The sequence below is a fragment of the Rhodococcus sp. H-CA8f genome (assembly GCF_002501585.1).
In the GTDB taxonomy this organism is placed as follows: Bacteria; Actinomycetota; Actinomycetes; order Mycobacteriales; family Mycobacteriaceae; genus Rhodococcus_F; species Rhodococcus_F erythropolis.
The window spans coordinates 4,576,077-4,598,244 of record NZ_CP023720.1; the positions used below are offsets into that span (position 1 = coordinate 4,576,077).

Annotated in this window: 21 protein-coding genes; 10 read left to right on the forward strand and 11 right to left on the reverse strand. The window is 61.8% G+C overall.

All coding sequences use genetic code 11. The features are described 5' to 3' along the window. Nucleotides 1-24 precede the first annotated feature (24 nt). Nucleotides 25-1,305, reverse strand: a complete 1,281-nt coding sequence (locus CPI83_RS21240) for a DUF445 domain-containing protein (RefSeq protein WP_046378191.1) — start codon at nucleotides 1,303-1,305, stop codon at nucleotides 25-27. Nucleotides 1,306-1,490: 185 nt separating this feature from the next. On the opposite strand from CPI83_RS21240, the gene CPI83_RS21245 reads away from it, so the two are divergent. Next, nucleotides 1,491-2,210: a TetR/AcrR family transcriptional regulator gene (locus CPI83_RS21245; RefSeq protein WP_020906745.1), complete on the forward strand. Its 720-nt coding sequence runs from the start codon at nucleotides 1,491-1,493 to the stop codon at nucleotides 2,208-2,210. A 57-nt stretch (nucleotides 2,211-2,267) separates the two neighbouring features. Then, on the forward strand, nucleotides 2,268-3,122 hold the full coding sequence (locus CPI83_RS21250) for a polyphosphate kinase 2 family protein (RefSeq protein ID WP_019744420.1): 855 nt from the start codon (nucleotides 2,268-2,270) through the stop codon (nucleotides 3,120-3,122). Nucleotides 3,123-3,138: 16 nt separating this feature from the next. Here CPI83_RS21250 and CPI83_RS21255 read toward each other — a convergent pair whose 3' ends face one another. After that, nucleotides 3,139-3,360, reverse strand: a complete 222-nt coding sequence (locus CPI83_RS21255) for a hypothetical protein (RefSeq protein ID WP_020968904.1) — start codon at nucleotides 3,358-3,360, stop codon at nucleotides 3,139-3,141. A gap of 114 nt (nucleotides 3,361-3,474) precedes the next feature. Between CPI83_RS21255 and CPI83_RS21260 the strand changes: the two genes are divergently transcribed. After that, on the forward strand, nucleotides 3,475-4,044 hold the full coding sequence (locus CPI83_RS21260) for a DUF2231 domain-containing protein (RefSeq protein ID WP_020906743.1): 570 nt from the start codon (nucleotides 3,475-3,477) through the stop codon (nucleotides 4,042-4,044). 22 nt (nucleotides 4,045-4,066) lie between these two features. Here the strand turns inward: CPI83_RS21260 and CPI83_RS21265 are convergent, their stop codons facing one another. Further along, nucleotides 4,067-4,480: a DUF6292 family protein gene (locus tag CPI83_RS21265; RefSeq protein ID WP_003941464.1), complete on the reverse strand. Its 414-nt coding sequence runs from the start codon at nucleotides 4,478-4,480 to the stop codon at nucleotides 4,067-4,069. Nucleotides 4,481-4,600: 120 nt separating this feature from the next. Here CPI83_RS21265 and CPI83_RS21270 point away from each other — a divergent pair, with 120 nt between their 5' ends. Next, the gene (locus CPI83_RS21270) at nucleotides 4,601-5,869 is read left to right on the forward strand and encodes a glycosyltransferase (RefSeq protein WP_020906742.1); all 1,269 of its coding nucleotides are present in this window, start codon (nucleotides 4,601-4,603) and stop codon (nucleotides 5,867-5,869) included. Between the two features lie 71 nt (nucleotides 5,870-5,940). On the opposite strand, the gene CPI83_RS21275 is transcribed toward CPI83_RS21270, so the two are convergent. Beyond that, entirely contained in the window at nucleotides 5,941-6,384 is a 444-nt protein-coding gene (locus tag CPI83_RS21275) for an STAS domain-containing protein (RefSeq protein ID WP_020968900.1), read from the reverse strand. A gap of 392 nt (nucleotides 6,385-6,776) precedes the next feature. Here CPI83_RS21275 and CPI83_RS21285 point away from each other — a divergent pair, with 392 nt between their 5' ends. Together CPI83_RS21285 and CPI83_RS21290 are read left to right on the forward strand one after the other, a co-directional pair. Beyond that, entirely contained in the window at nucleotides 6,777-7,208 is a 432-nt protein-coding gene (locus CPI83_RS21285) for an anti-sigma factor (RefSeq protein ID WP_020968899.1), read from the forward strand. Then, nucleotides 7,205-7,999, forward strand: a complete 795-nt coding sequence (locus tag CPI83_RS21290) for an RNA polymerase sigma factor SigF (protein ID WP_020906739.1) — start codon at nucleotides 7,205-7,207, stop codon at nucleotides 7,997-7,999. Before CPI83_RS21285 ends, CPI83_RS21290 begins: the two co-directional genes overlap by 4 nt. A gap of 15 nt (nucleotides 8,000-8,014) precedes the next feature. Here CPI83_RS21290 and CPI83_RS21295 read toward each other — a convergent pair whose 3' ends face one another. From CPI83_RS21295 to aceA, 4 genes are all read right to left on the reverse strand, one after another. Then, a complete protein-coding gene (locus CPI83_RS21295) occupies nucleotides 8,015-9,055 on the reverse strand; it encodes an NAD(P)-dependent alcohol dehydrogenase (protein WP_019744429.1) in 1,041 nt (346 codons plus the stop codon). A 72-nt stretch (nucleotides 9,056-9,127) separates the two neighbouring features. Further along, entirely contained in the window at nucleotides 9,128-11,434 is a 2,307-nt protein-coding gene (gene metE / locus CPI83_RS21300) for a 5-methyltetrahydropteroyltriglutamate--homocysteine S-methyltransferase (protein WP_097387667.1), read from the reverse strand. 92 nt (nucleotides 11,435-11,526) lie between these two features. Next, nucleotides 11,527-12,423 carry a 3-hydroxybutyryl-CoA dehydrogenase gene (locus CPI83_RS21305; RefSeq protein WP_003941541.1) on the reverse strand — a complete coding sequence of 299 codons (897 nt, stop codon included), beginning with the start codon at nucleotides 12,421-12,423 and terminating at the stop codon, nucleotides 11,527-11,529. A 184-nt stretch (nucleotides 12,424-12,607) separates the two neighbouring features. Further along, on the reverse strand, nucleotides 12,608-13,897 hold the full coding sequence (aceA, locus tag CPI83_RS21310; RefSeq protein WP_003941533.1) for an isocitrate lyase: 1,290 nt from the start codon (nucleotides 13,895-13,897) through the stop codon (nucleotides 12,608-12,610). A gap of 504 nt (nucleotides 13,898-14,401) precedes the next feature. Between aceA and CPI83_RS21315 the strand changes: the two genes are divergently transcribed. The 4 genes from CPI83_RS21315 to ramB all read left to right on the forward strand — a co-directional run bounded on the left by CPI83_RS21315 (nucleotide 14,402) and on the right by ramB (nucleotide 18,280). Further along, nucleotides 14,402-15,025, forward strand: coding sequence for a hypothetical protein (locus CPI83_RS21315; RefSeq protein ID WP_020906738.1), 624 nt, complete (start codon nucleotides 14,402-14,404; stop codon nucleotides 15,023-15,025). A 79-nt stretch (nucleotides 15,026-15,104) separates the two neighbouring features. Beyond that, nucleotides 15,105-15,392, forward strand: a complete 288-nt coding sequence (locus CPI83_RS21320) for an FmdB family zinc ribbon protein (protein ID WP_020906737.1) — start codon at nucleotides 15,105-15,107, stop codon at nucleotides 15,390-15,392. Between the two features lie 94 nt (nucleotides 15,393-15,486). Continuing rightward, nucleotides 15,487-16,746, forward strand: a complete 1,260-nt coding sequence (gene fmdA / locus CPI83_RS21325; protein ID WP_019744435.1) for a formamidase — start codon at nucleotides 15,487-15,489, stop codon at nucleotides 16,744-16,746. Nucleotides 16,747-16,867: 121 nt separating this feature from the next. Then, on the forward strand, nucleotides 16,868-18,280 hold the full coding sequence (ramB, locus tag CPI83_RS21330; RefSeq protein ID WP_019744436.1) for an acetate metabolism transcriptional regulator RamB: 1,413 nt from the start codon (nucleotides 16,868-16,870) through the stop codon (nucleotides 18,278-18,280). Nucleotides 18,281-18,285: 5 nt separating this feature from the next. Here the strand turns inward: ramB and CPI83_RS21335 are convergent, their stop codons facing one another. The 3 genes from CPI83_RS21335 to CPI83_RS21345 all read right to left on the reverse strand — a co-directional run bounded on the left by CPI83_RS21335 (nucleotide 18,286) and on the right by CPI83_RS21345 (nucleotide 22,168). Next, on the reverse strand, nucleotides 18,286-19,308 hold the full coding sequence (locus CPI83_RS21335) for an alpha/beta hydrolase (protein ID WP_097387668.1): 1,023 nt from the start codon (nucleotides 19,306-19,308) through the stop codon (nucleotides 18,286-18,288). Nucleotides 19,309-19,439: 131 nt separating this feature from the next. Next, a complete protein-coding gene (locus CPI83_RS21340) occupies nucleotides 19,440-20,459 on the reverse strand; it encodes an alpha/beta hydrolase (protein WP_097387669.1) in 1,020 nt (339 codons plus the stop codon). A 68-nt stretch (nucleotides 20,460-20,527) separates the two neighbouring features. Beyond that, on the reverse strand, nucleotides 20,528-22,168 hold the full coding sequence (locus CPI83_RS21345; RefSeq protein ID WP_020906734.1) for a class I adenylate-forming enzyme family protein: 1,641 nt from the start codon (nucleotides 22,166-22,168) through the stop codon (nucleotides 20,528-20,530).

Consider the following 22,168-nt stretch of genomic DNA (forward strand, 5'->3'; position numbering starts at 1 on the left):
GGTGGACGTCACATACCGGACAGCTCAGCCGAAGATGAGCGTCGAAATCGTGTAGATCAGCAGCCCGGCGATCGAGCCGACAACGGTGCCGTTGATACGGATGAACTGAAGATCTCGACCGACCTGCAGCTCGATCTTCTGGCTCGCTTCGTCGGCATCCCACCGCTCGACCGTGTCGCTGATGACTCCGGTGATCTCGTCGGTGTAGTTCTCCGCGATGTACTTGGTGCCCTGCACCAGCCAGCCGTCGACCTTCTCACGCATGGATTCGTCGTCTCGCAGCCTGATTCCGAAGCCGGCCACGTTCTCGGCGACCTTGGTCCGCAGGGTGCTGTTCGGATCGTCGACCGACTCCATGATGAGGCGCTTGGCGACCTGCCACGTCGAGGACGCCAGACCCGTCACTTCCTCGCGGCCCATGATCTCCGCCTTGATCCCTTCGGCCTTCTTGATGGTCTCCGGGTCGTTCTGCAGATCATCGGCGAAATCGATCAGGAAGCGGTTGGCGGCGAGACGTACCTCGTGTTCGGGATTGGAACGGACCTTCCAGGTGAACTCGACGAGTTCCTTGTAGATCTTCTCCCCCAGCATGGCGTCGACGAATTTCGGCGACCACGCCGGCGAATCGCGAACGATCACACGGTCGATCGTCTCCTGGCTGCCGAGTGCCCACTGATGCGCGCGCTCGGCAAGCAATTCGATGATCGGCAGTTGCTTGTTGTCCTTGAGCAACTCCCCGAGCACTCGGCCGATCGGCGGTCCCCACATGGGCTCGGCCAGCCGCTTCACGATCGTGTTGTCGATGATCTGGGCAATGTCCTCGTCGCGAAGAACCTCGACCATCCCGCGCAATACCGTCGACGTCTCGGCGGCGACGCGAGCGGCATTGGCAGGTTCAGCCATCCACGTACCGAGGCGGAGCGGAATCTGCGCCTGCTGCACCTTGGCCGACACAACCTCGGGAGCCAGGAAGTTCTGACCGACGAACGAGCTCAAACTGGCTCCGAGCTGGTCTTTCTTACGCTTGATGATGGCAGTGTGCGGGATGGGAAGCCCCATCGGATGACGGAAGAGCGCGGTGACGGCAAACCAGTCGGCAAGCGCGCCGACCATGCCCGCCTCGGACGCGGCCCGGACGTACCCGACCCACTCTCCGGCGCCGCGGGATTCCTGCCACCGGCAGAAGATGTAGACCACCGTCGCGAAGCCGAGGAGGCCAGTGGCGAAGACTTTCATCTTGCGAAGGTCCCGACGCTTGGCGGCGTCGTCGAAGGCGGAGAGGCTCAGTTGCTGCACCCTCGCCATTGTGCCGAAAGGTGTGACGCGGCGTAGCGCGAGCGACACGATGTCCGATTCGCTAGGACTTAATCCCCCGAACTGCGGATGTGAGTGCCCGAGATAAAGGCACGGACATTAAGCTGGACCGGAAAGTAGACCGATCGGACGTGGCTCGCACCACAGATATGAGATGACTCGTGGCCAAGAATGCCGTGCAGGACAACGAGCAGGTAGACGGCCCAGTCGTTGCTGATGCGAAGCCCGAGAAATCCGACGGTCGCAAGCGTCGGTGGCGCGAACACAAGATCGCTCGCCGCGAGGAACTCGTCGACGGCACCATCGCTGCTATCCGGGCACGCGGCCGTGAGATCGGCATGGACGAGATCGCGTCCGAGATCGGTGTGTCCAAGACCGTGCTCTACCGGTACTTCGCCGACAAGAGCGACCTCACCACCGCCACGATGATGCGGTACGTCGAGACCATCCTGTCGCCGCGTATCTACGAAGCGATCAGCGGTGATCTCGACGATTTCGAACTCACCCAGGCCAGCATCACCGCGTACGTCGAGACGGTGGCATCCGACCCCGACATCTACCTCTACGTCATGGCCAACGGCGCCGGCGCCAACCGCGACGTCGTTGCCGATTCCGAGCGCATGATCGCCGAATTGCTCTCCACGGTGTTGGGCAATCGTCTTCGCGAGATGGAGATGGATTCCGGCGGTTCCCTGCCGTGGGCGTTCGGGATCGTCGGCGGAATTCAGCTCGCGACGCACTGGTGGATCTCCAACAAGTCGATGTCCGCGGAATCGCTGATCGACTACCTCACCATGATGACGTGGGGCGGCATCACCGGCATTGCTGCGGTCAACGGATCACCGGCCAAGTTCAAGTCGGTTCCGCATCCCCTCGTCAAGCCTGCCGAGGACTGACTCGCCCGAGACCGAACTTTCGAGCCACAGGGGTCGATCCTGTGGCACTCTTTCGGCATGGCACAAGACTCGCTGTGGGAAACACCGGCCGCCAAGACACTGCGGGCGGAGCCCGGGTTCGAACTCGATCAACTCGATCGCAACAGCACTCCGGGATTCACCGGAAACAAAGCTGACGGCGAACGTCTGCTCGAGGAGCGCGGCGCGGTCCTGTCCGACCTGCAGGAGTTGCTCTACGCCAACGGCAGATCCGGGGACAGCCGTTCCATCCTGCTGGTCCTGCAAGGAATGGACACCGCAGGCAAGGGTGGCATGGTCCGACACGTGATCGGTCACGTGGATCCTTCGGGAGTTCAGCACGCGGCCTTCGGCGTCCCGACCGAAGAGGAAAAGCAACATCACTACCTCTGGCGGATCAAGAAGGAACTCCCCCGCGGCGGCTATCTCGGTGTGTTCGATCGCTCCCACTACGAGGACGTCCTGGTCGTGCGCGTCCACGATCTTGTCCCTGAGGATGTCTGGAGCGCGCGCTACGACGAGATCAACCAGTTCGAGAAGGAACTCGTCGACGCCGGAACCACCATCGTGAAGGTGGCGATGTTCGTCTCGCTCGACGAGCAGAAGAAGCGGCTCGAAGAGCGGCTCGACCGCCCGGACAAGTACTGGAAGTACAACCCGGGTGACGTGACCGAACGCGGTTTGTGGCCTGCATATCAACAGGCGTATCAGGCAATGCTCGACAAGACGTCGACCGAGCACGCGCCGTGGTACGTCGTGCCGTGTGATCGGAAGTGGTACAGCCGAATTGCGGTCACGGAGCTACTGATCGACGCTCTGGAAAAGCTCGATCTCGACTGGCCGCCTGCCAACTTCGACATCGAGGCGGAGAAGGCGCGACTGGCACAGTCCTGATCAGAAGCGGTCCTGATCAGAACAGGTGTGGGGATTCGCGGTGCACTTTGTGGTCGTGATGAACGGTGCTGGTGTACAGGGCAACCGCCAGTCCGATGGACGCGACGCCGGCGAGCCCGGCAATCAACGCCCAACCACCGTGCCCTGAACCGGCGGCCACGAGAAAGCTGCCGAGACAGACAACTGTGGCCAGCACCAGGAAATACGACGCCCACGCTGCAAAGAGATTGAGCTTCATCGTTCGCTCCTCCGGTCGGATCTCTTTCGTTTCGACCGTACGCCGGAGCATGACGGTCGACAAGACACTCCTGTCGTGAGGTTTCCCGACGTCTACGCCGGGTAGCCGAATTGCATGGACATCGGAACTCTTTACCGCGGAATCGAATCGGCGCGCGGACTGGACGGTCCGTCCACTGGCATCAGACGCAGAATCCTCCAGATCACCGAGCGATCCGACAGATCGCGTACTGTCGCCGCACTTCTGCGCGGCGCCCTCGTCGGGCATCCCATTCATCCCGCCCTCGTGACCATTCCCGCGGGCGCGTGGACGGCTTCGCTGATCTTCGACGTGTCAGGCGATCCGCAGACTGCACGACGGTTGATCGGGCTCGGGCTTGTCTCGACGCCGCCGGCTTTGCTGACAGGCTGGCTGGACTGGTCCGAACGTGGCGACGTCGCACGCCGTGTGGGGCTGGTACACGCCGCGTCGAATGCTGTGGGGATCTGGTCTTTTGCCGCGTCGTACAGGCTACGCGGCAAGGATTCACTCGCGCTGGCGCGAGTTCTGTCAGTGCTTGGGCTCACTGCGGTCGGTGTCGGTGGCGCGCTCGGCGGTCACATCGTTTTCAAACTCATGGACGATCCTGCCGTCGAGGCTGCAGCGACTCCGGTTCTCGATCCCATCCTGGACGTGGTCAACTGAGCTGATCGGACCTCAATACTATTCAGGCGTAAGCACTTCCGGAGTAGCTCCGTAGTTCTCGCGCGGTCTCGTCCGAATCCGCCAGTGGCCTGTTCATGACCCAGTGCGGGCTGCGCGTGCCCAGTGTCGCGGCAAAGTCGGCGACGGCGTCCGGGGTCGGCACTGCGTGTTCGCCCAGATATCCGAGAACGATGAGGTCCTCCCCTGAACGAGTCTCCACGGCCAGGGCCCAACCGCACGTCTCCTCCCACAGCAACGCCACCTCACGCCCAGGGAAACGCGGCACAGTTCGATCCAACGCGATGTAGGCCTCCAGAGGATGCTCGCGCCTGCAACACCATTGCTCTATGCCGGCCCCCACGCCGACCGCCACCCGTTGTACGTACCGCTCGAACCCGAGTCCGACCGTTGCGTCGACCAGCATTTGTTCTGTCATCGAACCTCACTCCTCGCCATCGTGTTTGGAATGTGCCCAGCGCTGACCGCGCCGAAACCCGGTTCAGATCACGGACTCCGGGTATCCCCAGACGAACCGATCAAGTGGAGAGGGGACCCGATGAAGTACTCGCCCGCTATGGCTCCCGGACGAATGCTGAAGATCTCCATGGTGTCGGTGAACGCCGATCCACTCGCACCGGTGGGCTGCTCGGCAGCCGGTGCACAGAACCTGCACGTCGACGAACTGTCCGCGGCCCTGGTTCGCGCCGGACACGATGTCACCGTCTTCACCAGGCGGGCACACGTCGGTGGACCGGACCGCGTTCGCGCCCGCGCCGGGTACTCCGTCGACTATCTCGAAGCCGGCCCGACACACGCTCTCCCGGACGCCGAAATACTCCCCCACCTGGGCACCTTTGCCAGCATTCTGCGCGCTCAGTGGAGTACCGACCGACCCGATGTGGTGCACTCGCACTTCTGGATGTCTGGTGTGGCAACGGAACTCGCGACCCGCTCACTCGGCATCCCCGTACTTCAGACATTCCATTCCCTGGGATCTGCGGCGCACCGACACCTCGGAGCAGCCGACGACAGCCCATCGGAGCGGACTCACCTGGAACCATTGATCGCCAGGGGCGCAACCCATGTCATCGCGACAAGTTCGGACGAAATCTTCGATCTGGTTCGGCAGGGATCACCACGATCACGGACCACGATGGTGCCCTCGGGCGTCGATACCGAAGCGTTCACCCCGGAGGGACCCGCCGCGAAGAAGACCGCGCCGCATCGATTGATCTGCGTCGGAAGGCTGGTGGAGCAGAAGGGCTTCGATGTTGCCGTCGCCGCGCTGGCTTCGCTGCCGGACACGGAGTTGGTGGTGATCGGCGGGCCACCCGTCGCGCAACTGAGCACCGACGAGGTTGCGATCCGCTTGGTCAAGCTCGCCGAGCGGCTCGGCGTCGCAGATCGAGTCCAATTGTTGGGACGCGTTCCGCACCGCCAACTACCGAAACTGATGCGGTCGGCCGACGCCCTCGTATGCACCCCCAGATACGAACCTTTCGGAATCGCGGCGCTGGAAGCGATGGCGTGCGGAGTTCCTGTAGTCGCGACTCCTGTTGGCGGACTGCGGGATACGGTGATCGACGGACTCACGGGGCGTCGGGTGCCGGTGAACAGCCCCGTGGAAACCGCGCGCGCGGTCCGGCATCTTCTGGACGACGAAGACGAGGGCGCGGCGTTTGCACGGCAGAGTCGGGCCCGAGCGTGCGAATCGTATTCATGGGATCACGTCGCCACCGAGGTGGTCCGAACCTACGGCCGCTGCGTCACAGCACCGCCGAGAGCCCGCCAACACAAGGGCACTCACCGAAGTGAAGTGCACTGACGCTGACGGGCTCTACGAAGCTGATTTCTCGAAACTGTAGATGACTCGAAACTATCGGCGAAAGGGCGGTATCAAGCCGGGAAACGTCGGGTCTCTTCGAGTCCGATTGCATGATCCAGCGACTCGTAGCAGGCAAACATCGACTCCTGACCAGCTGCTTTGAGTAGCCTCTGAACCGGGCGGGCGCAGACGAGCGCGAGTGTGCCGCCCACGTCGCGTGATCGCGTCGACAGGACCGACAGCACGGACAAGCCGCACGTCCCCATGAATTCGAGTTCGGAGAGATCGACAACCAGCGTCCGGTCCGCGGCAACGTGGTACGTCAAGAAGTCACGAAAAGCATTGGCGCTCATCAGGTCGATCTCGCCACGAACGTGGATCACAGCGGTATGTGCACTGATGCGGTGCGCGTGAAACGATGCGGTCGCTGTCCCGGTCGCGGGAGGTCCGTAATCTACCGATCCCTTCGCCGCGTTCGTAAAGCCTGAAATAGATGATCCTGGAACAACAGTCATGGTTCTCCCATCCCGCAACGGTTTACACTCTGCAAAAGAGAAGGGACCTCCGAAGGAGCCGCACGATGAACGGGTCTCCAGAATTACGGATAAATCCCTCATCGGCTGTGTGCTCAACCTCGGTTTGAAACAGTACGCCAGCATGACCGGCGTCACAAGTGCGTTGCGACCATTCGTTTCGGTGTTCCGAACAAAAATGTGGTTTGGTCTGCGGTTCCGCGAGGTAATCCGATGTTGCGATCGCCAACGGTCGTGAGCAGAATCGTGTCGTTTACCCCCGGCACCACCATCGACCAAATTTCGTGTTCGGGGGTCACTGTGAAGGTCGAGATGGGTATCGTTCTCGGCACCAGACTTCACCGCGACCCCTGGTACGACGATCCGGAGAACTTATGGCACACCTCAGCGCACTCGAGCCCGATCAGGATCAGACTCAGCCAGTTGTGGAGTTGAGGATTCAAGCGACTCTCGATCAGCTGTCGATTTTGCGTGCACTGGCCGCCACTGTTGCCATTCAGGAAAACTTCGACCTCGACGCCATCGCCGACATCAAATTGGCCATGGACGAAATCTGTACGCATCTGATTGTTCGTGCTGCGCCTGATTCGGTTCTGGTGTGTCGGTTCGTGTTCACTCCCCCGCAACTGCACGTATCCGTATCGACGACAACCACGGAGTACGAGGACAGCACTCAGCGATCGTTCGGGTGGCACATCCTCACCGAACTCACCGATTCGATTTCGCTCGACCAGGAAGAGAACCTGGGCGGCGTCGGCTACATCACGACCATGAAGTTCACCAAGGCCCTCAGCGGGCGCCTGTGACCGCTTCCGCAGACGGCCCGTCACGCCCGCGCCGGCGGTCCACCGACGAATATCGGGACGTCATACCCGTTTTCGAGGAAATGCGGACCCTCGAGCCCCACAGTCCGGAGTACGAACGAGTGCGCACCGCACTGATCACCAGGTGCCTACCGTTGGCCGAACACATCGCCAGACGATTCGACGGACGCGGCGAGGCACACGACGATCTGGTTCAGGTGGCGCGCCTCGGTCTGGTCAACGCCGTCGACCGTTTCGATTCCACGCGGGGATCCGATTTCGTCTCGTTCGCGGTTCCCACCGTGATGGGCGAAGTTCGACGACACTTCCGCGACACCGGTTGGGCATTGCGGGTTCCACGCCGGATGAAGGAGTTGCACTTCCAACTCGGGCAAGCCATCAGCGAGCTGTCACAACAACTCGGGCACGCGCCGACCGTCGACGAGTTGGCCGAGACGTTGGGGATCGAACGTGAAGAAGTTGCCCAGGCGTTGATCGCCGGCAACGCGTACCAGACCGTCTCGGTCGATGGTGCCGCGTCCAATCACACCGACGATCTTCCGCTCGTGGAAACACTCGGTGACTACGACGCCGCACTCGAGAACGTCGAGAATCACGAGGCACTACGTCCACTTCTCGACAAGCTTCCCGAGCGAGAGCGGACGGTGTTGATGCTCAGATTCTTCGGAAACCTGACGCAGACACAAATCGCCGAGAAGGTCGGTGTGTCCCAGATGCACGTGTCGAGGTTGCTCGCGAAGACACTGAGTAATCTTCGCGAGCAACTCGACTGAGCGGGACCGAGCGGGTCAGATTGTTGCGGTGTCGATCACGAATCGGTATCGAACGTCGCTCTTGATCACGCGCTCGTAAGCGTCGTTGATGTCGCTCGCCGGAATCAGTTCGATTTCTGCACCGATGCCGTGCTCGGCGCAGAAGTCGAGCATCTCCTGCGTCTGCGGGATACCGCCCACCATGGAGCCGGCGAGGCTACGACGGTTTGCGGCGAGCGAGAATGCTCGAACTTCGATCGGCTTCTCCGGCAGGCCCAGTTCGACGAGCGTGCCGTTGATGGCGAGCAAGGACATGTAGGCGTCGATATCGAGATTGACCGAGACCGTGTTGAGGATCAGGTCGAACTCGCCGCGAAGAGCCTTGAACGTCTCACGGTCATTGGTCGCGTAGTAGTGATCGGCGCCGAGACGAAGGCCGTCTTCCTTCTTGCCGAGCGTCTGGCTCAGGACGGTGACTTCCGCGCCGAGCGCCTTGGCGATCTTCACACCGACGTGACCGAGGCCGCCGAACCCGATGATGGCGACCTTCTTGCCGGGGCCGGCATTCCAGTGCCGCAGCGGTGAGTACAAGGTGATGCCGGCGCACAGCAGCGGCGCGGCAACGTCGAGTTCGATGCCCTCGGGGATCGAGAGAACAAAATGCTCGGTGACGACGATGTGCGTCGAGTAGCCACCCTGAGTGCGCTCGCCGTCGCGTCCGGTGGCGTTGTATGTACCGGTCACACCCTTGCGGCAGTACTGCTCTTCGCCGGCCAGGCAGGCGTCGCACTCTCCGCAGGAGTCGACGAAGCAGCCGACGCCCACGCGGTCGCCGACTTTGTGCTTGGTGACGTCCGAACCCACGGCGGCGACGACACCGGCGATTTCGTGTCCGGGGACGATCGGGTACTTGGCTCCGCCCCACTCGTTGCGAGCGGTGTGGATGTCGGAGTGGCAGATGCCGGCAAATTTGATGTCGATGAGAATGTCCAGTGGACCGAGCTCGCGGCGTTCGACGGTGGTCTTCTCGAGCGGACCGTCAGCGGACGTCGCGGCGTAAGCAGCAGCAGTAACCATGCACACATGCCTACCCGTGCATGGAGGGACCTGCAAATCGCAGGCCCCTCCATGACGTGTTCTTGACGTGACTTACCCGGCGTCGCGCTCCGCTTGTTCGGCGCGACGACGCAGGCGCCTCGCGGCCGCAACCATGTTCCGCAGCGAAGGCTCGAGCTGCCATGGATGGCGGGTCTTGAGGCCACCGTCCGGGTTGGCCCACAAACGATCGAGAGAGATCGATTCGCTTGCCTCGGTGAGCAATTCGTCGAGCTCGTCGATGTCGGGAATCCGAGCCGAACGAGATTCGTACACACCGGGGCCGACGCCGTGCGTGAGCGCGCCTTCCTTGAGTGCTTCGAGAACCCACGTGATGGAGCGGGTCGCGACGATAGCCGTCACATCGGCGTCCAACCGTTCGATGGCGTCGACCACCGACGACCGAGCGGAGTACGTCAGATGTGTGTGGATCTGTGTTTCCGGCTTCGCTCCACCTGTTGCCAGACGGAACGCGTCGACGGCCCACTCCAGGTAGGCCTCCCGGCCGTCCTCACGCAGTGGCAGCAGTTCACGAATTGCCGGCTCGTCCACCTGGATGATGGCGATTCCGGCAGCTTCGAGATCCGCGATTTCGTCTCGAATGACAAGTGCCAGTTGCTCTGCCGTTTCGTAGAGCGGCTGATCCTGACGAACGAACGAACGGGCGATCATGGTGACCGGACCCGTCAGCATGCCCTTGACCGGCTTGTCGGTCAGCGACTGCGCGTACGCAATCCATTCGACCGTCATCGGCTTCGGACGTGCAATGTCGCCGTAGAGAATCGGCGGACGCGTACAACGAGATCCGTAGGCCTGAACCCAACCGTTGTGCGTGAAGGCGTAGCCCTCGAGCAGTTCGGCGAAGTACTGGACCATGTCGTTGCGCTCGTGCTCGCCGTGCACGAAGACATCGAGACCGATGTCCTCTTGCAGACGGATTGTGCGCTCGATCTCTTCCTGGATGCGCTTGTAGTAGTCGTCCCACTCCAAACGCCCCTGGCCGAGTTCGTAACGAGCCTGGCGAATCGCGTCGGTCTGCGGGAACGAACCCAATGTCTGGGCCGGAACCAAGGGCAGGTTCAACCGTTCCTGCTGGGCTTTACGACGCTCCTCGTACGGTGCACGCACACGATCTTCGGGCTTGATCGCGTTGACCCGAGCACGGACAGCGTGCTTGAGCTTGAAGTGCACCTTCGTCGGACGCTTACGCCACTTGTCCGAAGGACCTTCGGTGAGTGCCTTCGCCAGGGAGACGACCTCGCCGACCTTCTGCTTCGCAAAAGCCAGACGGTCTGCGACGTCTCCCGGAATGTCGTACTCGGAGAGCACGTCGTACGGCACGTGCAGCAGCGACGACGACGTGGAGACGACGAGGTCGGGCACAACGTCCTTGAGTTCGTTCAGGTACGTCAAGGTGTTGAACCGGTCGACGCGCCAGACGTTGCGACCGTCGACGACGCCCGCGTAGATGCGCTTGCGCTTGATGTTCGGCACCGCGGCCAGTTCCTCGGCCGTGATCTTGCCGTGCACCAAGTCCAGACCGAAGGCTTCGATCTTGGTGGGCGCCAAGATGTTGAGGGCTTCGCCGAACTTGCCGTACGGACCCGTCACCAACAGGCGTGGGCGGAGCGGAGCCGTCGACAGCTTCTCGTACGCACGTCCCAGAGCGGCTAGCTCCTCGGGGGTGCGGTCCTCGGTCACCGAAGGCTCGTCCAACTGAACACAGGTGGCACCGGCCTTGGCGAGCTGCTCGAAGAGCTTCTCGTACTCGGGCAGGAGCGCGTCCAACAAGTCGAGCGGGGTGAAGTTCGGATCGGACTTCTCGGTGGCAGGTCCGACCTTCGAGAGCAGAAGCAGCGAGACGGGCCCCATGATGACGGGGCGCAATTCGATGCCGCGCGCCTTAGCGCGTTCGAACTCGTCGAGAAGTGCCTCCGAGTTGAGCGAGAACACCGTGTTCGCGTCGATCTCGGGCTGACGGTAGTAGTAGTTCGTGCCGAAGAAGCGCACCAGCTCGAGAGGCGGGAAGTCCGGGCGACCGCGGGCCATCGTGAAGTAGAAATCGAGCGGATCGAGGGCGCCCTCGAGCGGCTTGAACCGCTCCGGCACTGCGCCGAAGAGCAGCGCATTGTCGAGGACGTGATCGTAGAAGGAGAAGGTGTTGCCCGGAACCTGGCTCAGTCCCGTCGCAGCCAGTTCACTCCAGGTCGATTCCTGGAGTTCCTTGGCGACCGCGAGAAGTGCGTCCTTGCCCGAAGTGCCGTGCCAGTAGGACTCGAGGGCGCGCTTGAGCTCACGGCGCGGCCCGATGCGCGGATACCCCAGGACGCTGGAGCCGAATGCTGCAGTGCTGCTGGACATGCGGTCGACCTTTCTAACCGAGGGGCGCGAGCGCCCTGTGCGCGCTTATGGAGTCTCTACACTCCACAAACGCGCACAGGGGGCTGTGGGCCTTAGCTTGCCTGCTTGGTGGAGCGACCGTTGTCGGCGTATTCGTAGAAGCCCGCGCCGGACTTCTTGCCGGTCAATCCGGCTTCGACCATACGCAGGAGCAGCGGCGGAGCGGAGTACAGCGGCTCCTTGAACTCTTCGTACATTGAGTCGGCGATGGACTTGACGGTGTCGAGTCCGACCAGGTCGGTCAGAGCCAGCGGGCCCATGGGGTGCGCGAGGCCGAGAACGGTTGCCTTGTCGATGTCTTCCTTGGTCGCGAATCCCGACTCGACCATGCGGATCGCCGAGAGCAGGTACGGCACCAGGAGTGCATTGACGACGAAGCCGGAGCGGTCGGCACTGCGGACGACCTGCTTGCCGAGGATGTCGCTGGCGAAAGCCTCGGCGCGCTGCGAGACGGAGGCACTGGTCTTGAGCGTCGTCACCAATTCGACGAGCGGCAGAACCGGAACCGGGTTGAAGAAGTGCATACCGATGACTCGCTCGGGACGCTTGGTCGAGATGCCGAGCTTCATGATCGGGATCGACGACGTGTTGGACGCGAGAACCGCATCCGGGTCCGTCACGACCGCGTCGAGCTCGGCGAAGATTTCGCTCTTGATCTTCTCGTCTTCGACGACGGCCTCCACGACGAGCTGGCGGTCCGCGAAATCTCCCAGATCGGAGGTGAAACGCAGACGCCATGCGGCCTGCTCACGCTCACGTTCTGTGATCTTTCCGCTGCTCACACCGCGGTCGAGCGAACGCAGGATGCGTGAACGCCCGGCTGCTGCAAGCTCGCGAGTCTGCTCGAAGACCAGAACATCGACATGTGCGCGGGCGCACACCTCGGCGATTCCGGCACCCATGATTCCGGCGCCGATAACGCCGACGCGCTGAATTTTTTCGCTGGTCACGTCAGCTCCTTGTTTGTCTCGTGGAGTTTGTCTGGTGAAGGTGTTGTAAAAGAAGCACTTCGAACTGCGTCGACGCTGGTGGCCGACGCAATCGGAACTGCCTTGAAGACGAGAGAAAGTAGTGCGGTGATACAAGCAGGGGAGAGACCCGAAGCCGAGCCTCTCCCCCACCCGAAGTCAGTTCTTAGTGGAACTGGCCCTCTTCGGTGGAACCCTTGAGAGCTGCCGTCGAGGTGTTGGGGTCAACGGTGGTGGCGATGGTGTCGAAGTAGCCGGCGCCAACCTCACGCTGGTGCTTGATGGCGGTGAAGCCACGCTCTTCGGCAGCCTTGAACTCGCGCTCCTGCAGGTCGACGAATGCCGTCATGCCTTCGCGGGCGTAGCCGTAGGCCAGGTCGAACATGCCGTAGTTGAGCGAGTGGAAGCCGGCCAGCGTGATGAACTGGAACTTGAAGCCCATCGCGCCGAGCTCCTTCTGGAACTTCGCGATGGTCGCGTCGTCCAGGTGCGCCTTCCAGTTGAAGGAAGGGGAGCAGTTGTAGGCCAGGAGCTGGTCCGGGAATTCGCTGCGAACGGACTCGGCGAACTTCTTTGCAACCTCGAGATCCGGCACGCCGGTCTCCATCCAGATGAGGTCTGCGTACGGTGCGTAAGCCTTGGCGCGAGCGATGCAGGGCTCGATGCCGTTCTTGACGCCGTAGAAGCCTTCAGCCGTGCGGGTTCCGTCGAGGAACGGGCGGTCACGCTCGTCCACGTCGGAGGTGATGAGGGTTGCAGCCTCAGCGTCGGTGCGGGCGATGATGACGGACGGAACGTCCGCAACGTCGGAAGCCAGGCGAGCCGAGGTCAGGGTGCGGATGTGCTGCTGCGTGGGGATGAGCACCTTGCCGCCGAGGTGGCCGCACTTCTTCTCCGAAGCGAGCTGATCCTCCCAGTGGACACCGGCAGCGCCGGCGCCGATCATGGCCTTCTGCAGCTCGTAAGCGTTGAGAGCGCCACCGAAGCCGGCTTCGGCGTCGGCAACGATCGGAGCGAGCCAGTTGCTGACGGAGGTGTCACCCTCGGTCTTGGCGATCTCGTCGGCGCGCAGCAGTGCGTTGTTGATGCGGCGAACGACGGTCGGAACCGAGTTGGCCGGGTAGAGGCTCTGGTCCGGGTACGTGTGGCCCGAGAGGTTAGCGTCGCCGGCAACCTGCCAACCGGAGAGGTAGATGGCCTTCAGGCCGGCGCGAACCTGCTGCACAGCCATGTTGCCGGTAAGTGCACCGAGGGAGTTGATGTAGTCCTCGTTGTTCACGAGATCCCACAGGATCTCGGATCCGCGACGAGCGAGGGTCTGCTCCTCGACGACGGTGCCCTGGAGCTTGACGACCTGATCGGCCGTGTAGTTACGAGTAACGCCCTTCCAGCGAGGGTTGGTGTCCCAATCCTGCTGGAGCTCAGCTGCGGTCTTCGGGGTGCCGGTGGTCGACATCAAGACTCCATCTCTTTGATCTGCTGGTCCGGCCTGTTGTGAGCAGTACGTGCGTACTACTTCACATACTTGCCAGGCCCTTCTTGTGTACTTACCGAGAATGGCACATCGAAAAAGTGCCGTCTACCTGTTGCTAATGCCAATCTTCGCTACCTTTTCAACACACTTTGCTAAGTCTGTGAAGATTCCTACACGGCTGGTACTGCCCAATCGGTCAGGTTCCGTACTGGCGAGTAGCAAAGAAACCGCAGGCTGTGAACGAAATGCACTCAACTCCGCCACTTGCAAATTCCGGCAGTTCGCTCGGCACTCGGAACAGGCCCATCCGCTACTTCGGAGCCAACTTCACAACTCGCAAGTGACCGCAATCACTTCGTGGCAACAGGCTTCGCTCGGCCAATTCCAGGGATCTACCCGTCAGAAAGCCACAGACAACCCATTCGCCGGCCATATGCTGTCGAACCATGACTTGTCGTTCGACGCCCCCGACCGGGCGATAAAGCGGTGCCGGACAACTATCAGCGGCCACCGAACAACCAGGCATGGTCGCAATCCGGTCCACAGCCGCCGCAGTTGGGCTACCGGGCCGCGCCGCAGTCGTATCCCCCGCCCCAGGGATTCCCGCCTGCACCGCCACGTGGAAATCCGCCGCCGCGTCGGCCCGGCTGGGTGATTCCGGTATCCGTAATCGGAGTCATCACTGTGTTGGCTCTCTTCGGCGGGCTTGCCTGGGTCCTCTGGCCGAAGGACGTCCCAAACTCAGCCGCCGGTGGCGCGGCCCAGACCACCATCACCGCCGCGAACACACCCGGCACCACGACAACCGCTCCCAGCACGACATCCCCGACGACCACACGCGCCGCGAACTTCCCGGCCGGTGCGTCCGCCTGCCCCGGCGGGCAGCCGGCCGGAAGTTACAAGGAGTCCGCGACAAGTGGGGGCAAAACTTCGTGCGAGTTTGCCGAGGCAGTTCGGATCGCCTACGGAAACTCCGGTGCCACCGGTGCCTCCAGCACCGTGTCCGCACGTAGTCCGGTGACCGGCAAGGAGTACACGATGGCATGCAAGGTGACCTCCGGCATCGTCACCTGTACCGGCGGAGACAACGCGGTTGTGTACTTGCGCTGACGGGCGCAATTGCGGCATCGGCAACCCGGTGCGTGTCGTTCCAGTGTCGCACTTACGGATCCTCCGATAGCGTGACCGCATGCCTCTGTACGAGTTTCGCTGTACCGGCTGCGGCCCGCTCGAGCGGTCGTTCGCGATGGCCGAAGTGCCCCAGTCGATCCGTTGCCCCCAGTGCAGTCTCGAATCGAAGCGTGTTGTCTCGTCTCCCCGTTTGAGTCACAGCTCGTCAACCGCGATGGGTCTACTGGACAGCACTGCCCGATCAGCTCACGAGCCTGCCGTGGTCAGTGGGTCACTTCCGGGCCGTGGCAGACAATCTGCCCCGACGACGTCCAATCCGTTGCACCGCAAGCTACCTCGCCCCTGACCGTCCTCACCGCGCGTCCTGGCCGTGAGTCCCGATCCGACACGAAAGTCCTGCCGCCACGAGTTTTCCGTTTCTTCGAGAATGAGGAGTGCATATGCCTGAACTGCTGTTTCCACTCGATTCCGCCAAGAAATTCACCGACCAGGCAATCGTCGGCCACAATCGGTGGCACCCGGACATCCCGGCGGCGGTGACGGTGAAACCCGGTGATGCGTTTCGTGTCCATTGCCGCGAATGGTTCGACGGCGCAATCCACAACGACGACTCGGCCGACGACATTCTCAATGCACCACTGACCACGGTCCACACGCTGTCCGGCCCCTTTTCCGTCGAAGGCGCGAAGCCCGGCGACCTCTTGATCGTCGACATCTTGGATATCGGGCCTATCCCCCAAGAAGATTCGGGTCCGTTGGCCGGCCAAGGCTGGGGGTACACGGGCATCTTCCCGCGAAACAACGGCGGCGGCTTCCTCACCGAACAGTTCCCCGACGCGTACAAGGCCGTCTGGGATTTCTCCGGCCAAACGGCGACGTCGCGTCACATTCCGCACGTCTCGTTCACGGGCATCGTCCACCCGGGGCTGATGGGTACTGCTCCGTCGGCGGCGTTGCTCGCCAAGTGGAATGCCCGCGAGGGCGCCCTCATTGCCACCGATCCCAATCGGGTTCCCCCGCTTGCACTTCCGCCCGAGCCCCGCGATGCAGTACTGGGAACCTTGACCGGTGACGAGTACACCCGCGTGGCCGGCGAGGCAGCTCGCACCGCTCCCCCGCGTGAGAACGGCGGAAACCAGGACATCAAGAACCTCACCAAGGGCAGCCGAATCTTCTATCCGGTGTTCGTGGACGGTGCGAATCTGTCGGTCGGCGATCTTCACTTCTCCCAGGGCGACGGTGAGATCACTTTCTGCGGTGCCATCGAGATGGGCGGCTTCATCGATCTTCGTGTGGACATCATCAAGGGCGGAATGGATACCTACGGCGTTTCCGAGAACGCCATCTTCATGCCGGGCAACACGGATCCGCAGTACTCCGAGTGGCTTGCGTTCTCGGGCACTTCCGTCACGTTGGACGGCGAACAGAAGTACCTGGATTCACATCTGTCCTACCAGCGTGCGTGCCTGCATGCGATCGAGTACCTGACCAAGTTCGGGTACGCGCCAGAGCAGGCGTACCTGCTGCTGGGTGCGGCACCGATCGAGGGCCGCCTGTCTGGCGTCGTGGATATCCCCAACTCGTGTTCGACGGTGTATCTCCCGACTGCGATCTTCGACTTCCCCCTCGCACCCTCGTCGAGCGGACCGTTCCAGATCGATCCCGGAATCGGCGCTCCGCGTTCGGAGAACAGGGTCTAGGCCTCCGGCCCCGTGAGTGGTTGAGGAGTGTGAGGACTCCTTAACCACTCACAGGGGGTACCGGTGCGAATTCTGCAAACCCACCTTTGCGAAGCCGGACTGTCACTCGTATCCTGGGAAAATGTCGAAAACCTTTGTCGGTGTCCGGCTCCGCCAACTGCGGACCGAGCGCGGGTTGAGTCAGGCTTCGCTGGCCAAGACGCTGGAGATCTCGGCAAGCTATCTCAATCAGATCGAGCACGACGTCCGGCCACTCACAGTGCCGGTCCTCCTGCGAATCAGTGAAGTCTTCGGCGTCGACACCACCTTCTTCTCCCCACAGGACGACACGCGCCTGATCGCGGAAATGCGTGAAGTTGCCCTCGATCAGGAGATGGGCATCGACGCCGACGCCCACGAAATCGCGGAGATGGTCTCCACACACCCGGGCCTGGCAAAGGCGATGGTCAACATGCATCGCCGCTTCCGCAACACCACGGCGCAACTCGCCGCAGCGACGGAAGACCGCTTCTCGGACGGCAGCGGCAGCGGTTCGATCACCATGCCGCACGAGGAAGTGCGCGACTACTTCTATCAGCGGCAGAACTACATTCACGATCTCGACACCGCGGCCGAAGAACTGACTGCCCGGATGCGCTTTCATCGCGGCGACGTCGCCGGCGAGATCGCCAGGCGCCTGGAAACCGTCCACGGCGTGCAGATCGTTCGACGAGTCGACCTGGGCGAGAACATACTTCATCGTTACGACCCGGATACCAGGGTCCTGGAAATCTCCGCACGGCTCTCCGGCGGGCAACAGGTCTTCAAGTTCGCGACAGAACTCGCGTACCTCGAGCACGGCGATCTGCTCGACTCGTTGGTGGCCGAAGGCAACTTCACCAGCGAAGCGTCGGTCTCTTTGGCGCGACTTGGATTGGCCAACTACTTCGCGGCGGCCACCGTGCTCCCCTACAGCCAGTTCCACGACGTCGCCGAGGACTTCCGGTACGACATCGAGCGCATGTCCGCCTTCTATTCCGCGAGCTACGAGACGATCTGCCACCGACTCTCGACTCTGCAGCGCCCCAAACTTCGCGGGGTTCCGTTCATGTTCGTCCGTGTCGACCGTGCCGGAAACATGTCGAAGCGTCAGTCCGCCACCGGATTCCACTTCTCCACCAGCGGCGGTACGTGCCCGCTGTGGAACGTCTACGAGACGTTCTCGTATCCGGGCAAGATCATGCCCCAGATCGCACAGATGCCCGACGGCCGCCGATACCTCTGGGTTGCTCGCACGGTCGAACGTCGAGCGGCTCGATACGGACAGCCCGCAAAGATCTTCGCCATCGGATTGGGATGCGAGATTCGACACGCCCACCGACTCGTCTACAGCGACGGTCTGGATCTGGACGAGTCGAATCCGGGAACGCCGATCGGCTCGGGCTGCCGCGTCTGCGAACGCCTCAACTGTCCGCAGCGTGCCTTCCCGCCCTTGGGTAAAGACCTCGACATCAGCGAGCACCGAAGTTCGATTTCGCCTTACGTGATTCGCTGACCGCGCTAACGCACGTAGTTGCGCAGGAACGCGACTGTGCGATCGAATGCGATCATCCCGTCCACGGTATCGAGGTCGAACTGATATTCGTGGTCCAGCGCAGGCTCGTGATCGTCGGGGTAGAACAGTGCGTCTACTTCGACGCCCAGATCGGCGAGCCGTTCTGCCATGGGTTTCGACTGGCTGGCGGTCAGTGGGTCGACATTTCCGCCGGTGATGAACGTCGCTGGAAAGTCCGAGGTCACATGGCCCAGTGTCGACATCTGACCAACTGCAGTCGACCCGTCGAAGTCCCTCGTTCCGAGATACCCCCACAGCGACTGCTTGTCGACGCCCCAACCGAAGTACTTCCCCTGCGACAGCAGGGGTTTCAGATCGAAGACCCCACAGTCGAGGACAACTCCGCGTATCTGCTCGGGACGTAATGCCGGCTCCACACCCATTTCCGACGCGTAGTCAGGGCTGGTCATGACCGTCGCCAACTGACTGGACAACTGCGCGCCTGCCGAATCTCCCGCAAGAAAGAGATTGTTCGAATCGACATGCAACCTGTCCGCGTTGCTCACGATAAATCGATACGCGTCGTTCAGCTGATTCACTGCGGTGGGGTAATACGCATCTGGTCCCAGTGAGTAGTCCACCGAAATCACAGTGAAGCCTTGATTTGCCAACAGTTTGTAGTAACCGTCGGCATCAGTTCTCGATCCTGATATCCAGCCACCGCCGTGCACCCAGACCACCGTGGGTAGCGCCGAAGTGGACTCCGACGGGTAGTAAACGTCCAGTTGTGCATCGTCGTCGCCGTCGCGGTACGACTGATCGAGAATCGAGACGATTCCTGACGGTGCATGCCTGTCGAGTTGTGCGTGAGTCGCTTCGGAGCCACCCGCTGACATCCACCGTACGAGGAGAACTCCTGGCCACGGACTGACGAGTGCCGCGGTTACCCCGGACAGCAGAATGACGACGAATACGGCCGCGATTCCGACAATGCGCCTTCGCCGTCTGTCGGGGGAAGACGCGCGCACAACAACTCCTCGGGTCGGGTCGGATTCACCCAGGCTAGACCAAAAGGACTAGTCGAGAATTCCCCGGCAACACACCCGCGGCGCTTTGTCTGAAATGACCATTTCTTCAGCGTCTCAGCATCATCCGACAACTAGCGGGTGTGTGCGTCGAGAAACTGAACCGTGCGATCGAGGGCAGTGAGACCGTCGGCATTGTCCAGATCGAACTGATACTCGTGACCGAGCGCCGGAACGTGATCGGCCGGATAGAACAGTGTGTCGACCGCAACTCCCAACCCCGTCAATTTGTCAGCCAACGGTTTCGACTGAGAATCTGTCAAAGGATCCGCGTTGCCGCCGCTGATGTAGGCAGGCGGAAATTGAGCGCTGACGTAGTTCAAGGTCGACATCTGATCCGCTGCGTCGGTACTCATGAAGTCACGCACGCCGGTATACGCCCAGAGGGACCGATCAACCCCCCAACCGATGATGCCGGGTCCGCCGACCATGTTCCCGACGTCGTAGATTCCACAGTTCAGGATTACTCCACGTAACTGATCCGGCCGCAGCGACGGGACCACGCCCACACGGTTCGCATACGCGGGATCAGTGATGAGAGTGGCGAGCTGACTCGAGAGTTGCGCTCCCGCAGAATCACCGGCGAGAACGACCGTCGTCGGATCAACATGCAGCCGTTCCGCATTCGCGACGACGTACGCGTGAGCGTCGTTGAGCTGCCGCACCGCTGTCGGATAGTGGTGCTCAGGTCCGAGTGAGTAGTCCAGGGACACAACGGTGTAGCCACGAGAGGCCAGCAACTCGTAGTACGGCGCGTAGTTGGACTTGCTTCCCGAGATCCAGGCACCGCCATGAGTCCAGATCACCGTAGGCAATGCGGTCGTCGTCGCTGAGGGAAAGTAGACATCCAGGTATGCGTCGTCGTCTTCGGCGCGGTACTGCTGGTCCTTGATCGAGTCGACGCCTTCGGGCGCGTGCTTCTCGAGCGCCTCGGTGACTTTCACGGCATCACGATCGAAGACCCATCGCACGGTGAGTGCGCCAGGTCTCGGGCTCAGAACGAAGGCCAGAACCACGGCTCCGACCAGAACGAACACAATTGCCAGAGCCCACAGCAAGCGCCTGCGCCACCGATGCGGTGAAGGGTTCGTCATCGGGTTTCCTTCACTCTCGGCAAAATGTCCGGATCAGCGTAACGCGACGCCGGTACTGTCAGGCGCGATCAGCCGAGTTCAGCGATCCGCCGCTGCGCGAGTGCCTTGACTTCGCCCTTGGCTACTTTGCCGCCTGCCGCCATCGGCAATTCGGCGACCGTCATCACGTACTCGGGTATGTACTCGCGGGTCACTCCTCGGCTCTGCAGCCAGGCGGTCAGGTCCACCGAACTCAGATCGTCATCGGCGGACACGACGACCGCACAGACCTTCTCACCGAACAGCGGATCGTCGACTCCGACCACGGCGACCAGTTCCACCGAAGGATGCGCGCGCACGTACTCCTCGACCTCGACCGCGGAAATGTTCTTGCCGCCTCGAATGATGATGTCGGCTTTGCGCCCGACCACACGCACCCGCCCGGTCTCGTCGATCTCGACGATGTCGCCGAGAAGCATCCAACCGTCGTCGGTGTACAACTCGTCGTTTGCATCGACGTCGCCCCAATAACCCTGGCACATCAGCGGGCCGTTGACCGCAGGCTGACCGCGACGGACGGAGCCGGTCACTTCCTTTGCCGCATCGTCGAATACACGAACTTGCATGCGATCGATGACGTGGCCGCACGTCTTCAGTCGGGTATCGGAACCGTCCGAAACCGTCGTCACCGAGACGGCGCCGGTTTCGTTTGATCCGTAGAACTGCAGGACAGCCGCTCCGGTACGTTGTTCGAAGGCCAGTGCCTCCGAATACGGCACGGCTTCACCACCGGTGAACATGAAACGAAGTGACGAGAGATCGGCCGATTCCGCGGCCTCCGAACGCAACAGCATCTTGAATTGTGTACTCACACAATTCAAAGCAGTCACCCGTTCGCGCTCGATCAACTCGATCATCACCGAAACGTCGAAGCGTTCCATGACGACATTGCGAGCACCGAGTAGCGCCGGCAGGAAATGCGAAGTCCAGAGGCCGAATCCGAAAGGTGCCGGAACCGCGCCGAGGAACACCTCATCCGGACCGATCGCCGCCGCCTCGGCGGCAATCTCGGAGAAACCAACCCAACGATCCTCGGTTTGTGTGACCAGTTTGGGTAGGCCCGTTGTGCCGGACGTCGAGTTCAGCATCGAAACGGCTGACGTGACAAAACACGGACTGGTTGCGGGGAACTGCTTTAGCTCGACCGGCAACGAGGTGAGTTCGCCGTTTGCACTCACGCGTTCGAAACTCACGTCGGCGCGTTCGTCGGCGAAGACGACGTCCAGTCCGGGATGCTCTGCCCGCAGACTCGCCACGAGTTCGGCGGTATCGACGCCGCGCAGCGTGCGAGTGGTGACGAGTACGGAGGCTTCCGAGCGGGCGATCAGATGAGAGATCTCGCGAATGCCCGAGCGCGAACCGATTCCGACCGCGACGCGGCCGGTACGAAATGCTGCGCAGAGAGCCGCATGGAATACAGCGGTGTCGGGGAGCAACACGGCTACATGTCCGTATCCCTCACCAGCTAGATCCAGCGCCGACGCGATCGCATCGGCAGCCGCGTCGTACTGTTTCCACGACACCCTCGATTCCGGAGTGACAAAGGCGGTTTCGTCCGGGATGGTCTCAGACCAATGCCTGACCATTTCGCTGATGCTGACGCCGGCGAACCGGTCCGGATTCGTGGCGAATTCACCGACGGTGAAGTCGAGTGTCTTCGTTTCAAGCAT